At 65.3% G+C, this 13,644-nt stretch carries 11 protein-coding genes and 1 pseudogene; 4 read left to right on the top strand and 8 right to left on the bottom strand.

Going from position 1 to position 13,644, the window contains the following annotated elements:
- Window positions 1-40: 40 nt before the first annotated feature.
- Window positions 41-1,213 carry an ABC transporter substrate-binding protein gene (locus IVA80_RS36695; protein ID WP_247439987.1) on the bottom strand — a complete coding sequence of 391 codons (1,173 nt, stop codon included), beginning with the start codon at window positions 1,211-1,213 and terminating at the stop codon, window positions 41-43.
- 300 nt (window positions 1,214-1,513) lie between these two features.
- Here IVA80_RS36695 and IVA80_RS36690 point away from each other — a divergent pair, with 300 nt between their 5' ends.
- Window positions 1,514-2,779, top strand: a complete 1,266-nt coding sequence (locus IVA80_RS36690; RefSeq protein WP_247439986.1) for an NAD(P)/FAD-dependent oxidoreductase — start codon at window positions 1,514-1,516, stop codon at window positions 2,777-2,779.
- Window positions 2,780-2,947: 168 nt separating this feature from the next.
- On the opposite strand, the pseudogene IVA80_RS36685 reads toward IVA80_RS36690, so the two are convergent.
- A pseudogene (locus tag IVA80_RS36685) lies at window positions 2,948-4,158 on the bottom strand (ABC transporter substrate-binding protein).
- Between the two features lie 54 nt (window positions 4,159-4,212).
- Window positions 4,213-5,421: a cytochrome P450 gene (locus IVA80_RS36680; protein WP_247439985.1), complete on the bottom strand. Its 1,209-nt coding sequence runs from the start codon at window positions 5,419-5,421 to the stop codon at window positions 4,213-4,215.
- Window positions 5,422-5,504: 83 nt separating this feature from the next.
- On the opposite strand from IVA80_RS36680, the gene IVA80_RS36675 reads away from it, so the two are divergent.
- Window positions 5,505-6,008, top strand: coding sequence for a MarR family winged helix-turn-helix transcriptional regulator (locus IVA80_RS36675; RefSeq protein ID WP_247439984.1), 504 nt, complete (start codon window positions 5,505-5,507; stop codon window positions 6,006-6,008).
- A gap of 317 nt (window positions 6,009-6,325) precedes the next feature.
- Here the strand turns inward: IVA80_RS36675 and IVA80_RS36670 are convergent, their stop codons facing one another.
- Complete coding sequence (locus IVA80_RS36670; protein ID WP_247439983.1) at window positions 6,326-8,182, bottom strand: feruloyl-CoA synthase; 1,857 nt, start codon at window positions 8,180-8,182, stop codon at window positions 6,326-6,328.
- Window positions 8,183-8,330: 148 nt separating this feature from the next.
- Between IVA80_RS36670 and IVA80_RS36665 the strand changes: the two genes are divergently transcribed.
- Window positions 8,331-8,837, top strand: a complete 507-nt coding sequence (locus IVA80_RS36665; protein ID WP_247439982.1) for a MarR family winged helix-turn-helix transcriptional regulator — start codon at window positions 8,331-8,333, stop codon at window positions 8,835-8,837.
- Between the two features lie 206 nt (window positions 8,838-9,043).
- Window positions 9,044-10,852 carry an allophanate hydrolase gene (atzF, locus tag IVA80_RS36660; protein WP_247439981.1) on the top strand — a complete coding sequence of 603 codons (1,809 nt, stop codon included), beginning with the start codon at window positions 9,044-9,046 and terminating at the stop codon, window positions 10,850-10,852.
- A gap of 97 nt (window positions 10,853-10,949) precedes the next feature.
- Here the strand turns inward: atzF and IVA80_RS36655 are convergent, their stop codons facing one another.
- From IVA80_RS36655 to IVA80_RS36640, 4 genes are read right to left on the bottom strand one after another with little or no spacing between them, the layout of a single operon-like run.
- Window positions 10,950-11,672 carry a GntR family transcriptional regulator gene (locus IVA80_RS36655; protein ID WP_247439980.1) on the bottom strand — a complete coding sequence of 241 codons (723 nt, stop codon included), beginning with the start codon at window positions 11,670-11,672 and terminating at the stop codon, window positions 10,950-10,952.
- Between the two features lie 4 nt (window positions 11,673-11,676).
- Window positions 11,677-12,069 carry an oxalurate catabolism protein HpxZ gene (hpxZ, locus tag IVA80_RS36650; RefSeq protein WP_247439979.1) on the bottom strand — a complete coding sequence of 131 codons (393 nt, stop codon included), beginning with the start codon at window positions 12,067-12,069 and terminating at the stop codon, window positions 11,677-11,679.
- A gap of 1 nt (window position 12,070) precedes the next feature.
- Entirely contained in the window at window positions 12,071-13,465 is a 1,395-nt protein-coding gene (locus IVA80_RS36645; RefSeq protein ID WP_247439978.1) for an AtzE family amidohydrolase, read from the bottom strand.
- Window positions 13,462-13,644, bottom strand: coding sequence for a DUF4089 domain-containing protein (locus IVA80_RS36640; protein ID WP_247439977.1), 183 nt, complete (start codon window positions 13,642-13,644; stop codon window positions 13,462-13,464). Before IVA80_RS36640 ends, IVA80_RS36645 begins: the two co-directional genes overlap by 4 nt.

Here is a 13,644-nt window from a genome sequence, read left to right as displayed (position 1 = left end):
CCCGTAAGAACGGGGACAGGGAGAAAGGAGAGAGCTCAGCTCACTTCATCGCGCATTTGCCGTGGAAGCGGTCCTGGTCGTTCTCGACGATGGTGGCGACCGTCTTCAGCGAGAGCTGGCCTTCGGCGTCCTTGACCACGTCCTGGAGATAGAAGCTCTGCACCGGGATGTGGTTGTTGCCGTATTTGAACGCGCCGCGCAGCGACTTGAAGTTGGCCTTCTCCATCTCGGCCTTCATCGCGTCCTTCTTGCTGGTGTCGCCCTTCACCGCGACCACCGCGCTGTTGATGAGCTGGGCGGCGTCATAGGCCTGGGCGCCGTAATAGGTCGGGCGCAGCCCGGTATATTTCTTGCGATAGTCGGCGACGAAGCGCTTGTTCTGCTCGTTGGGGAGATCGTTGACCCATTCCTGCGCGCCGGGAACGCCCAATGCATTCTCCTTCTGGAGCGGCAGCGAGAGCTCATCGACGGTGAACGCCGTATAGAGCGGCATCGTGCTCTTCAGGCCGGCCTGCGCATATTGATTGAGGAACTGCACGCCGGCCGCACCGGGATAGAACACGAAGATCGACTCGGCGCCTGACGCGCGCGCCTTCGAGAGCTCGGCGGAGAAGTCGAGCTGGCTCGGCCATACCGTGTATTCCTCGCCCTTGACCTCACCCTTGAACGTGCTCTTCACGCCCGCAAGCATGTCCTTGCCGGCCGCGTAGTTCGGCCCGATCAGGAACACGCTCTTGACGCCCTTCTGGTTCATGTACAGGCCCATGGCAGCCGGCGTCTGGTCGTTCTGCCAGGAGGTCGAGAACACGTAAGACGAGCAGAGCTCGCCCGCGAGCTGCGACGGGCCGGCATTGGCCGAGATCAGGAAGGTTTGCGAGTCCACCGCAGTCTTGAGCGAGGCCAGCAGCACGTTCGACCAGATGTAGCCGACGATGAAATCGACCTTGTCGGACTGCACCAGCTTCTCGGTCTTCTGCTTGCCGACATCGGGCTTCTGCCCGTCGTCCTCGTAGATCACCTCGACCGGCTTGCCGCCCATCTTGCGGCCGATGTGATCCAGCGCGAGTTCGAACGAGTTGCGCATGTCGTTGCCGATCACGGCGGTCGGGCCGCTGAAGGTCGAAACGAAGCCGATCTTGATGGTGTCGCCGGCGAACGCCGGGCTTGCCAGCGCGAGCGCAGCCGCGCCCGCCAGCCAGAATGCTGTTCTCATAACCACTCCCCTCCTCAATTCTCTTTGTCCCGGAACGGGGTGATCGCCGCCCAGGATCGTCTCTTTAGAGCGCAAAATCCGTCGAGCCGCCAATGGCCTCGGCGCCTTCCCTGCACCATAATTCGCGCTAATCGTTAATGGCAAGAACTATAGTTCTACTCATTTCGGCGAGGGCTGCGGCGCTTTTTCGCCGACCTCGATACAGGCCGCCTATTCCCCCATAGACGACGGCTATTGGACCGCGGGTCACTTTGCGCACTTAAATGAAGCGGAGAAGCAGCGAGATTCGAGGGCCGCACCATGACCACCACACCCCATCGCGTCGTCATCGTCGGGGCCGGCTTCGGCGGGCTGGAAGCGACCTATCGGCTCGCCGGCGTCCCTGTCGCGATCACATTGATCGACCGCCGCAACCATCATCTATTCCAGCCGCTGCTCTACCAGGTCGCGACCGCCTCGCTCGCCACCAGCGAGATCGCCTGGCCGGTCCGGCATCTCATGCGCGGCCGGCGCGAGGTGACGACGCTGTTTGCGACCGTCAACGGCGTCGATGCCGGCAGACGCACGGTCCTGCTCGATGACGGCAGCGAAGCGCCGTACGACACGCTGGTACTCGCAACCGGCGCCCGCCATGCCTATTTCGGCCATGACGAGTGGGAGCAGTTCGCGCCCGGCCTGAAGACGCTGGAAGACGCGACCACGCTGCGCCGGCACATCCTGGTGGCATTCGAGCGCGCCGAGCGCGAGACCGATCCGGCCCGGCGCGCGGCGCGCTTGACCTTCGTCATCGTCGGCGCGGGTCCGACCGGTGTCGAGCTCGCGGGCACCATCGCGGAGATGGCGCACCAGACCCTGCCGGAAGATTTCCGCAACATCGACACGACCAAGGCGCGCGTTGTGCTGATCGAGGCGGGCCCGCGCGTGCTCGCAGGCTTCGCCGACGATCTCTCGGCCTATGCGCAGGCTTCGCTCGAGAAGATCGGTGTCGAGGTGGTGCTGGGGCAGGCCGTCACCGAGATCGACCGCGACGGCGTGGTGTTCGGCGGCACGCGGCTCGACGCCAAGACCAAGATCTGGGCGGCCGGCGTGCGCGCATCGCCCGCCGCCGAATGGCTGAGCGCGCCATCCGACCGTGCCGGGCGCGTGCAAGTGGAGGCCGACCTGACGATCCCCGGCCATCCCGAGATCTTTGCGATCGGCGACACCGTGACCATCGACGCCTGGGAGGGCAAACCGGTGCCCGGCATCGCGCCGGCCGCCAAACAGCAGGGACGTCATGTCGCCGAGACCATCAAAGCGCGCCTGCGCGGAGAGCCGACAGGCCCGTTCCGCTACAAGCATGCCGGCAGCCTTGCACAGATCGGCAAGCGGCTCGCGGTGATCGACTTCGGCCGTATCAAGCTGCGCGGCACCATCGCATGGTGGATCTGGGGCATCGCCCACATCTATTTCCTGATCGGCCTGCGCCACCGCCTCAGCGTCGCCCTGAGCTGGCTCTGGATCTATGCACGCGACCAGCGCGCCGCGCGCCTGATCACGCAGGGGAGCAGCAAGGTGGTGGGGTGACCTTTCCCCCTCTCCCCGTTCTTACGGGGTGAGGGGCTGCCTCCGCAAATACGCAGGAAGTTGGACTCGTGGAGGCTCCCCCTCACCCGGAATTTGCTACGCAAATTCCGGCCTCTCCCCGCACGCGGGGAGAGGCGAAGGCAGCCGCAGTCGCCGCAACAGCTTTCGCTACTTCACCAACTCACACCCGCCCTCGGCCATCGGGCGAAACGCCTGATCCGCCGAAATTGTCGAGACCAGCTTGTAATAGTCGTAGGGGTACTTCGACTCCTCCGGCTTCTTCACCTCGAACAGATACATCGGATGCACGACGCGGCCGTCCTGACGGATGGCGGTGTCGCCGAACAGCTTGTCCTTGCCTTGAACTTCTTCATCTCGGGGACGACGTCCTTTGCGTTGTCGCTTCCGGTGGCTGCGACCGCGCGGAGATAGGAGAGTGTGGAGGCATAGACGCCGGCCTGATTGCCGCTCGGCATCTTGCCGTTCATGCCGGGCCGCGCAGCAAAGCGTTTCGCAAAGGCGCGGGTATCGTCGTTCATGTCCCAGTAGAAGGCCTCCATGAGCTGGAGCCCCTGCGCGACCTTGATGCCCATGCCGTGGACGTCGTTGATGAAGAGCAGGAAGGCGACAAGCTTCTGCCCGCCCTGCTGGATGCCGAACTCGGCCGCCTGCTTCACCGCGTTGATGGTATCGCCGCCGGCGTTGGCGAGCCCGATCACCTGCGCCTTCGAACCCTGCGCCTGCAACAGAAATGACGCGAAGTCGGAGGTGCCCAGCGGATGCTTGCTGGATCCGACCACCTTGCCGCCATGCCCTTCGATATACTTTTGCGCCTCCGCCTCGATGCCCTTGCCGAGGGCGTAGTCGACCGTGAGGAAATACCAGTCCTTGCCGCCGCGTGACATCATCGCGGCCGCCGTGGTGTTGCCGGTGGCCCAGGCGTCGTTGACCCATTGGATGGTGTTGGGCGAGCAGGCCTTGCCGGTGAGATCGGAGCTTGCCGTCGAGGACGCCAGGAAGGTCATGCGGCTGTCGCGCAGCAGCGTGTTGATGGAGAGGCCGACGGCCGAGTTCGGCACATCGACGATGGCGTCGACGCCTTCCACATCGAGCCATTTGCGCGCAATGGCATTGCCGACATCGGCCTTGTTCTGATGGTCGGCATAGACGATCTCGACCTTGATGCCCTTACCCCCGTCGGCGAAGTCCTCCGCTGCCATGCGTGCGGCCTCGACCGAGCCCATGCCGTTGGTGTCCTGGAAGATGCCGGAGATGTCGTTGAGCACACCGATGCGCACGACATGGTCCGAAATCTCGGCGCTTGCAGCGCTGCTAATCAGGCTCGCAGCCAGCGCGAGCGTGCACTTCAGATGTTTCATGGTTCTCTCCCCTGCCGTGTTTGTCGTTTGCGCCGCCGGTGGTTGGCGATGGCGTCAGGCCGCTGTGATCGTCACCGGCAGGCTGTCGAGCCCGCGCAGCGTGTTGTTGAAGCGGCGCGTTGGTTCGCCCGTGATCTCGATCGTTGCGATCCGGCGGGCCAGCGCCGCAAGCATCGTCTCGCCTTCAAGCCGCGCCACGAGTTGGCCGACGCACATGTGGATGCCGGAGCCGTAGCCGACATGGCCGGACGTACGGCGAGTGATGTCATAGCTGTCGGGTTTGTCCCAGCGCCGCGGATCGCGATTGGCGGCGGCAAGAAACATCAGGACTTTCTCACCTTCGCCCATCGCCGCGCCGGAGAGCTCGACGTCGCGCGTTGTGGTGCGGAAGAAGGTCTGCACCGGACTTTCAAACCGCACGGCTTCCTCGAAGGCGTTGCGCGCGAGCGTGAGGTCATTGCGCAGGCGCTGCCACTGATCGGGGAAGCGTGCAAGGCAATAGACCGCCGCACCGATACCGTTGACCGTGGTGTCGAGGCCGGCCGACAGCAGCGAACGCACCAGCAGCGGCGCCTCAGTCGCCGTGATCGCGCCTTCGTCAACATGGGCATGAATGCAGGCGCCGATGCCGCCAGGCGCAAGGTTCTCGCGCTGGCACTGCTCGGTGACGTAGGCCTGATGTGGCGCCGAACGCTCGATCGCTTGCTGGCGCAATTCGTTTGGCGGGCCGAAGGCATTGAATACAACACTCGCATAGGGAATGAGATGCTCGCGGCCTTCCGGCTGCAGCCCCAGCGCATCCGGGAAGATGGAGAGCGGATAGGCCTCGGCAAGGTCCGTGATGGCATCGAAGCTGCGCTTCTCGAGCAGCACATCGACGCGCTGCTCGGCCGCCGTGGTAAAACGGTCGCGGAGTTGCTTCATCACGGTCGGCGACAGCACCTTTGACAGCACGGCGCGGGTGCGGGTGTGCGCTGGGGGATCGGCCTCAAGGATCAGGCTCGGCGGCCGCCACGGCGTTTCCTTCTTGAAGTCGGAGAGACCGACGCCACGGCTGGAGCAGAAGGTCGCGGGATCATTCAGGACAGCATGGACCTCGGCATGACGTGCCACACCATAGACGTTCCACTTGTCGAGATAGACGACCGGCCCCGCCTCCCGCAGCAGCTCATGCGTCGGATAAGGATCGGCAAAAAAATTCATGTCGAAAGGATCGACGTCGAGATGCGGAATGCCTGATACAGAGGAGCCGGGTGCGCTCATTGAAGTCCTCCCTCATTTTGATCTTGTGAAAAGGCGGCGCATGCCCTTAGGTCCTCCGGCACGTTGCGATTAAGAAGCCCGATATGCCGCCTTCGACAAGATCCCGACAGAAGCCTGCGCCCGCTGAGACGGGACCGACGCTCGACCTCGATCGCTACGTCCCCGCGTTCATTACTTTCATCGCCAACAAGCTCTCGAACAGCGCGACCGCGTTCTATCAGCGGCAGTTCGGCGTCAACGTCACGGAATGGCGGATCATGTCGCTGCTGGCGATCGGGCCCGGCATTCCCGCCTCGCGCATCTGCCACGTCATCGGCTTCGACAAGGGCCCGGTGAGCCGGACGCTGGCCGGCCTTGAGAAACGCGGGCTGGTGTCGATCCGCACCGACCCGAACGACGGCCGCACCCATTCGATCTCGCTGACGGCAAGGGGCCGCGCCACCCATGACAAGGTGATCGTCGCCGCCTTCGAGCGCGAGCGGCGCCTGCTGTCCTGCCTCAGCAAGGACGAGCGCGAGGTGCTGATCGATCTGTTGCGCCGGCTGCACGAAAATCTCGGCGCGGTGACCGGCAGCACTGAGGCCTGACAGATCGCGCGGCGGGCACGATCTCCCGTCATTCTCAGGCATGCGCAGGCTATCGCCTGCGGCAACCTCCCTGCCGAGCATTGTTTCCTCCGAAGTCCGACGCGGCGGTTCCCCCGCCGTCATCCTTGGCTTGGAACGATTCGCATAAATTAGTTGCTTGGGCAACAAAAGAATCTCCGTCATTGCGAGCGCAGTGCAGCAATCCAGACCGTCTACGCGGTGAGATTCTGGATTGCTTCGCGACGCCGCGACGCTCGCAATGACGATGTGGATCGAGCGTGCCTACGGCGGCACTCGTGACACGGAGTGTGGCCGATTCAGCTTATGCACCCGATCCACTCCGCTGACCCATCGTCATTCAACCGCGCCACCGCATCGGGACGCCGCGTCAGCACCGCGCGCTGGTTGATGTAGCCCTTGTCAGTGATTTCACCGCCGTCGACCGATGGCGGCTCGGCGAGCAGCAGCGCGCGCGTGGCATGGCCGGAGGAATTGGCGCCCTGCTGCCTCAGCCTTGCCAGGCCCTGCGCCATCGCGGTCCTGACCTTGTCATGCGCCAGCACATCATTCACATCAGCCGTCTCGGGCAAACCGGCACGCGCACGGCAGGCGGCGATGTTCGGAAACACCAGGAAGCGCACCTCGTCGCCACCATGGCCGGCGACCACGATGTCCTGCGCCAGCGGCGCCAGCGCGGCGATGCCGGCGACGCGCAGGGTGCCGACGCTGACCCATGTGCCGGAATTGAGCTTGAAGTCCTCCGCGACGCGGCCGTCGAAGAACAGACCACGCTCCGGCCTGCTCGCATCGGCAAGCTTCACGGCATCGCCGATGAGATAGAAGCCCTCGTCGTCGAACGCCTGTCTGGTCAGCTCCGGCGCCTTCCAATAACCCGGCGTGACGTTGGGGCCGCGCACACGCACCTCCAGCTTGTCGCCGGAGGCGACGAGCTTCAATTCGGTGCCGGGAATCGGAACGCCGATATTGCCGGAGCGTTCGGCGAGGAAATGACAGTCGGTCGCCAGCGGCGAGGTTTCGGTCGAGCCCCAGGCCGACACCAACGGCAGCGGCCGGCCGACAGTCTCCACCGAAAGCTGTTCGAGCGCGTTCCAGAGATTTTGCGGCAGCGCGGCGCCGGCATAGAAGGCGAATTTCACCTCGCCGAAGAAGCGGCGGCGCAGCTCCTCGTCGCCGCGCAGCGCCGCGATCAGCATGTCGAAGCCGCGCGGCACGTTGAAATAGACCGTCGGCATCACGCTTTTCAAATTGGCGAGTGACGTCGCGAAGAGACCGGGCGCGGGCTTGCCGCCGTCGATATAAAGTGAGCCGCCGTTGCGCAGCACCAGATTGAAATTGTGATTGGCGCCGAACGTGTGGCTCCACGGCAGCCAGTCGAGGATGACGAGATCGCCGCGGCCCTGCTCGAGAAAGGTCCAGGTCTGCGCCTTGGCTTGCTGGCTGGAGGTCAGCATGCGCTGGGTGTTGATGACGGCCTTGGGGGTGCCGGTCGAGCCCGAGGTGAACAGGAATTTTGCGATCGTGTCCGGTGTCACCATGGCGAAGGCTGTTGCGACATCAGGCGATTCCGGCGTCGCCGCGATGGTGAGGAACGCGAGCGCGTCGGCATCGCCGGTATTGCCGCTGATGATCTGCGACTGATGCAACGGCTTGATTGCGGCGAGCGCCGCGGCGAACGGTTTGGTCGCAGAGACGTAGATCGCGCCGGGCTCGAGCAGCGCAATCATGCTTTTGAGCTTGTCAAAATCCCGGGACATCAGCGAATAGGCCGGCGAGATCGCGGCCGAGGGCACGCCGACATGCTGGGCGGCAAGCCCGAGCAGCGCATGGTCGATGCTGTTGTCGGAGAGGATCACGAGCGGACGCTCGGTACCCAGGCCCTGCGCCAGGATCCATGACGCTGCCGCACGCACCTGCCGCAGTGCCTGCGCATAAGTGACGGTGATCCAGGGCGCTTCGGCATTGCTGCGCTCGGCGAGGAAGATCTTATCGGGCGCTTGCCGCGCCCACTGCTCCAGCCAGTCGCCGATGCAGCGCGCGCTCTCGCGAAGAGGCTCGGGCGATCGCAGCACGATGCTACCGTCGGCGCGGTGTTCGGCGACGGTTTTGGGCGTTGCGAACAGGCTTGCAGCGTCACCGTGTGCGGCGGATGTCATGGTTCCTCCTCGCCGGGGACGTCCGGACCGGCCGCAGCTTCGTTCCGGGCTGCTTGGCCATAATGTCGGGCACAACAATTGTTGTCGTCAACAACAATCTTCCGGCTAAGCCGTCGAGCCGCTAAGGTTGCGCGGCAGGAGACACGATGTGACAGCCAGCACAGCCCGAACCGACACCCGCCCCTCCCCGCGCAAACGCGCCGGCAACGGCGCGGCGCGGCAACACGACACGGACGAGATCGGCCTCGACGCGCTGGTCGGCCACGCCGGCTATGCGGTGCGGCGCTTCCAGATCTGGATCTTCCAGGACTTCATCAGGACCCTCGGCGAGGTCGGCATCCGGCCGACACAATATTCCGTGCTGACGGTGATCGGCGCCAATCCCGGCCTGTCGCAGATGGCGGTGGCCAATCGGCTCGGCATCGAGCGCGCGCGGCTGGTGCATCTGCTCGACAGCCTCGAACAGCGCAAGCTGGTGAAGCGGATCAAGTCGAAGGCGGACCGCCGCTCCCACGCGCTGCACCTCACCGCACCGGGTGAGACGGCGCTCGCCAAATTCAAGCGCCTCGCCGCCGAGCACGAGCGGCATGTGGAAGAGAAGATCGGCAAGGCCAACCGGCAGCGCCTGCTCCGGATCCTCGCCGGCTTCACCTGATCTCGTCTGCTCAAGATTTGTGCAAATGCACGTAACAGGGCGACGGTGCCGCCGCCTGCCCGGCAATCGAAATATCCCCCAAGCCACTGATCCTTCGATAATATCCGGAGCAACCGCCCTGCCCGGATTCTGTACACAATGGCACATCGCTTGCTTCAATCCGGGTGAAGAGACGTTGCCGGAGTTTTGTCGCCATGAGGGCTGAAATGGGGGCTGAGCAGCCTGAAACGATCGCCGCGATTGTGGCCGCACATCGCGCGGGCACGATTACACCTGCGCAGACCGTGGCGCGCACCTATCAGCGCATCCGCGACCGCAACGATCCCGCCATCTTCATCAGCCTGCGTGACGAGACGGACGTGATCGCGGAAGCCGAGAAGCTTGCCGAGCGTGCGGATGCAGCCAGCCTGCCGCTCTATGGCGTGCCGGTCGCAGTGAAGGACAATATCGACGCGCTGGGATTTCCGACCACGGCGGCCTGCCCGGCCTTCTCCTATACGCCGACGCATGATTCGACCGCGGTGGAGCGCCTGCGCGCCGCCGGCGCGATCATCATCGGCAAGACCAATCTCGACCAGTTCGCAACCGGCCTCGTCGGTGTGCGCTCGCCCTACGGCATTCCGAAAAATTCGATCCGCGAGGATCTCATTCCCGGCGGCTCGAGCTCGGGATCGGCGGTCGCCGTCGGTGCCGGACTCGTGCCGCTGTCGCTCGGCACCGACACCGCCGGCAGCGGCCGCGTGCCGGCGATGCTCAACAACATCGTCGGGCTGAAGCCGAGCCTCGGCATGATCTCGACCGCGGGACTGGTGCCGGCCTGCCGCACGCTCGACTGCATCTCGGTTTTTGCTTTGACGGTCGACGACGCAGCCCTCGCGCTCTCCGTGATGGCGGGTCCAGACCAGGCCGACCCGTTCTCGCGCGACCGGCCGCTGGGCGCGATCACGCCGTTCCCGGCAAATTTGCGCCTCGGCGTGCCGCGCAACGGGCAGCTGATCTTCTTCGGCGACAAAAGGGCGGAGGCCGCCCATGCCGATGCGCTGAAGCGCTGGACCGCGCTCGGCGCAACGCTGGTCGAGTTCGACCTCGAGCCGTTCTACGAGACCGCGCGGCTGCTCTATGAGGGGCCGTGGGTCGCCGAGCGTTATCTCGTGATCCGCAACCTGCTGGCGTCCGCGCCTGATACGATCCATCCGGTGACGCGCGAGATCACCGCCGCCGGCGCGCGGCTGACGGCGGCGGAGACATTCTCTGCACTCTACCGCCTGCAGGGGCTGCGCAAGATTGCCGAACGCACCTTCACCAATCTCGACGCGCTGGTGCTGCCGACGGCGCCGACGGCGTACACGACTGCGCAGGTGCTGGCCAATCCGATCGAACTTAACAGTCGTCTCGGCACCTACACCAACTTTGTCAATCTGCTCGACCTCTGCGGTCTCGCATTGCCGGCATCGATGCGCGCCGACGGCATTCCGTTCGGCATCACGCTGCTCGCACCGGCCGGCCGTGATGCGCTGCTGGCGAGCATCGGCCGCGTGTTCCATGCGGATACCAAGCTGACGGTCGGTGCGAAGGGCACAGCACAAGCACCGCTCGCAAAGCTCGCTGCTGACAGCAGCGACGAGATTCCGATCGCCGTGGTCGGTGCGCACCTCTCCGGCATGGCGCTGAACGGCGAATTGAAGGCCCTGAACGGAGAGCTGATCGAAGCGACCAAGACGGCGCCGGATTACAAGCTCTACGCACTGAAGACCACGCCGCCGAAGCCGGGCATGCTGCGCGTCGAAGCCGGCAAGGGCGCGTCGATCGAGCTGGAGATCTGGTCGTTGTCGTCGGCCGCGTTCGGCAAGTTCGTCAACGCGATCCCCGCGCCGATGGCGATCGGCACGGTGCGGCTGGCCGATGGCCGCAACGTGAAGGGGTTTCTCGTCGAGCCGGAAGTGCTGGGCGATGCCCGCGATATCACCGGCTATGGCGGCTGGCGGGCGTATATGGCGGAAGCTGCGACGGTGTGAGTTTCGTAGGGTGGGCAAAGCGAAGCGTGCCCACCATCACCGTCAGCTTGGGTAGATGGTGGGCACGGCGCTTCGCGCCTTTGCCCACCCTACGATATCACACCGACACCGCGTAGATCTCATACTCCCCGCGCACCAGCTCGATATGCGCGCGCATCGCCGCGGCGGCGCCCTGCTTGTCGCCGCGCATGATGGCGACGACGACCTGGTCGTGCTCGGCTTGCGACTTGGCGAGACGGCCGAGATTGCGGAACTGGGCGCGGCGGAACGGTTGCACGCGCACGCGGGTCGCGAGCGTGATCTCGGCGATGTAGCCGTTCTGCGAGCCGGCATAGATCGCGTTATGGAAGCGCTCGTTGACCTCGTGGAAGCGATCGGGATTGCCGGCGTAGCTCAGCACCCGCAACTCTTCGTGGATGGCTTCGAGACCATGGCGCTCGGCGGCCGACATGCGCCCGGCAGCAAGGCCCGCGCACAGCGCCTCGAGCTCCGCCATCGCCTCGAACATGCTTGTCAGCCGCTCCGCCGATGGCTGCGCCACCACCGCGCCGCGATGGGCGCGCGACTCGACGAGGCCGCTCGCCACCAGTTGGCGCAGCGCCTCGCGGACCGGGGTGCGCGAGACGTTGAAGCGCCGCGCGATGTCGGTCTCGTCCAGCGGCGCACCGGGAGCCAGGGTTCCGCGCACGATTTCGTCGGCAAGCTGAAGCCGCAGCTCCTCGGCGCGCGTCACCTTGTGCACGCTGGGTTGCGCCCGGTCGACGCGCGGCACCACCGGCTCGGCCGGCAGTGTTCCCTGCGGAAGATCGTCAAGCGCCATACGGTCAGGTCTCTTTCGACTCGTCGATGATGCTGACATGGGCGGCGACGACGCGCCAGCCCTCCGGGAAGCGTATCCAGGTCTGCATCTGCCGGCCGACCTTGCCGGGCGCGGTGTCGCGATAGAACAAGGTGGAGGCGACCGCCGTGTCGCGGCCGTAGCTCGATATCACGGTCTTGTCGGTGCGGCGGTTGAGGCCGATTGGCGAGCGGCCGGCGCGGAAGCCGGAGATCGCCGCGTAGCCGTAGAGGTTCTCGCCGATGCCGTAGCGCAGCGTGCGGGGATCGTTGCGGAAGAGCTCGCCGAGCACGGCAACGTCGTTGGTGATCAGCGCCTGCTCATAGCGCTCGAACGCGGCTTTGACTTCCGCGATCACGTCGGGGAGATCGATTTCCATTTTAGATTCCTTTCGGCGCGGGCGCGGCGACGACGCCCATCTTCTCCAATGCGTGCGCGACGCGCAGCGCGATGTCCTCGCGCCAGGGCGCGGCGATGATCTGCACGCCGATCGGCAGCGGCTCGAGCGGCACCGGAACTGCGACCACTGGCAGGCCGATGAACGAGATCGGCTGGGTGTGGATGCCGATATTGGCGCGCACCGGCAGCTCGACGCCACCGAGATTGAAATTGACCTGGCCGAGCTTCGGCGCCGTGCAGGGCGTGGCGGGTGCGATCAGCACGTCGACGGATTTGAAGATCTCGGCGAGCTGCGCACGATACCAGCGACGGAATTTCTGTGCGCGGTCGACCAGCGGCGCCGGCACCATGGCGCCCGCAATCAAGCGGTCGCGCACGGCTGGATCGAAATCGTTTGGCCGCTTGCGCAGGCGATCGAGATGCAGCGAAGCACCTTCGGTAGTGGTGATGACATAGGCCGCCGCGCGGGCGCGCGCGGCTTCGGGCACGTCCACCACCCGCGTTGCGCCCAGTGCCTTGGCGACGCGGCTGACCGCTTCGACAGCCTCGGGAAACAGGTTGTTCTGGAAGTAACCGCCGGCAATCGCGATGCGCAGGTCCGAAACCGGATTGGCAAGCAGCGGCAGCGTCGGCTCCAGACCACGCGTGGTGCAGGCGGCATCGTCGGCATCCGGTCCCTGCATCGCGTCATAGGCCAGCGCGAGATCGGTGACCGAACGCGCGAACGGGCCGAGATGATCGAGGCTCGCGACGAACGGAAACGAGCGCGCCCGCGACAGCCGGCCATAGGTCGGCTTCAGGCCAAAAATGCCGCAGAACGAGGATGGCACACGGATCGAGCCGTTGGTGTCAGAGCCGAGTGCAATCGGCACCAGCGCGCCGCCGACGGCGCTGCCGGACCCGCCCGACGAGCCGCCGCTCATCCGCGTCGTGTCGTGCGGATTGCGCGAAGGGCCGTCATGGATGTTCTCGCCGGTGAAGTCGTAGGCGTATTCGCCCATGTTGAGCGCACCGACCAACACCGCCCCGGCCGCTTCCATGCGCTCGATCAGCGTGGCGTCGCGCTTGGCCGGTGCGAGATCGCGGTTGATTTTCGAGCCGGCACGCGTGGTGAGGCCCGCGACGTCGAACAAATTCTTCACCGCGAAGGGGACGCCGGCGAGCGGGCCGACGGTCTTGCCGGCCGCGATATCGGCGTCGATCGCGCGCGCCTTGGCGCGAGCACGATCGGCGGTGACGTCGGTGAAGGAATTGAGGACGGTGTCGTGCTGCTTGATCCGTGCGAACGCGGCTTCGGCGGCATCGAGCGCGGACAATTGCCCACCGGCCACCGCCTTGGCGATCTCAGCAGCCGTCAAATCTGGCTGGATCGTCATGGCAGCGTGAACACGGGTGCCGGCTCGGTCTCGTCCGGCAGTGCGAATTCGTCGACCAGGCGGCCAAGCCGCAGCGAGACCTCGAGATTGGCGCGAATGGCCGGTCTCCAGGCGTCCTCGACCGGCAGCGCCAGCGCTTTCGAAACGGCGTCGATATAATCGTCCAGCGGCTCGGCCAT

The sequence above is a fragment of the Bradyrhizobium sp. 139 genome (genome assembly GCF_023074175.1).
In the GTDB taxonomy this organism is placed as follows: domain Bacteria; phylum Pseudomonadota; class Alphaproteobacteria; order Rhizobiales; family Xanthobacteraceae; genus Bradyrhizobium.
Note: the sequence above shows the minus strand (reverse complement) of the source record. Positions and strands in the feature narration are given on the sequence as shown.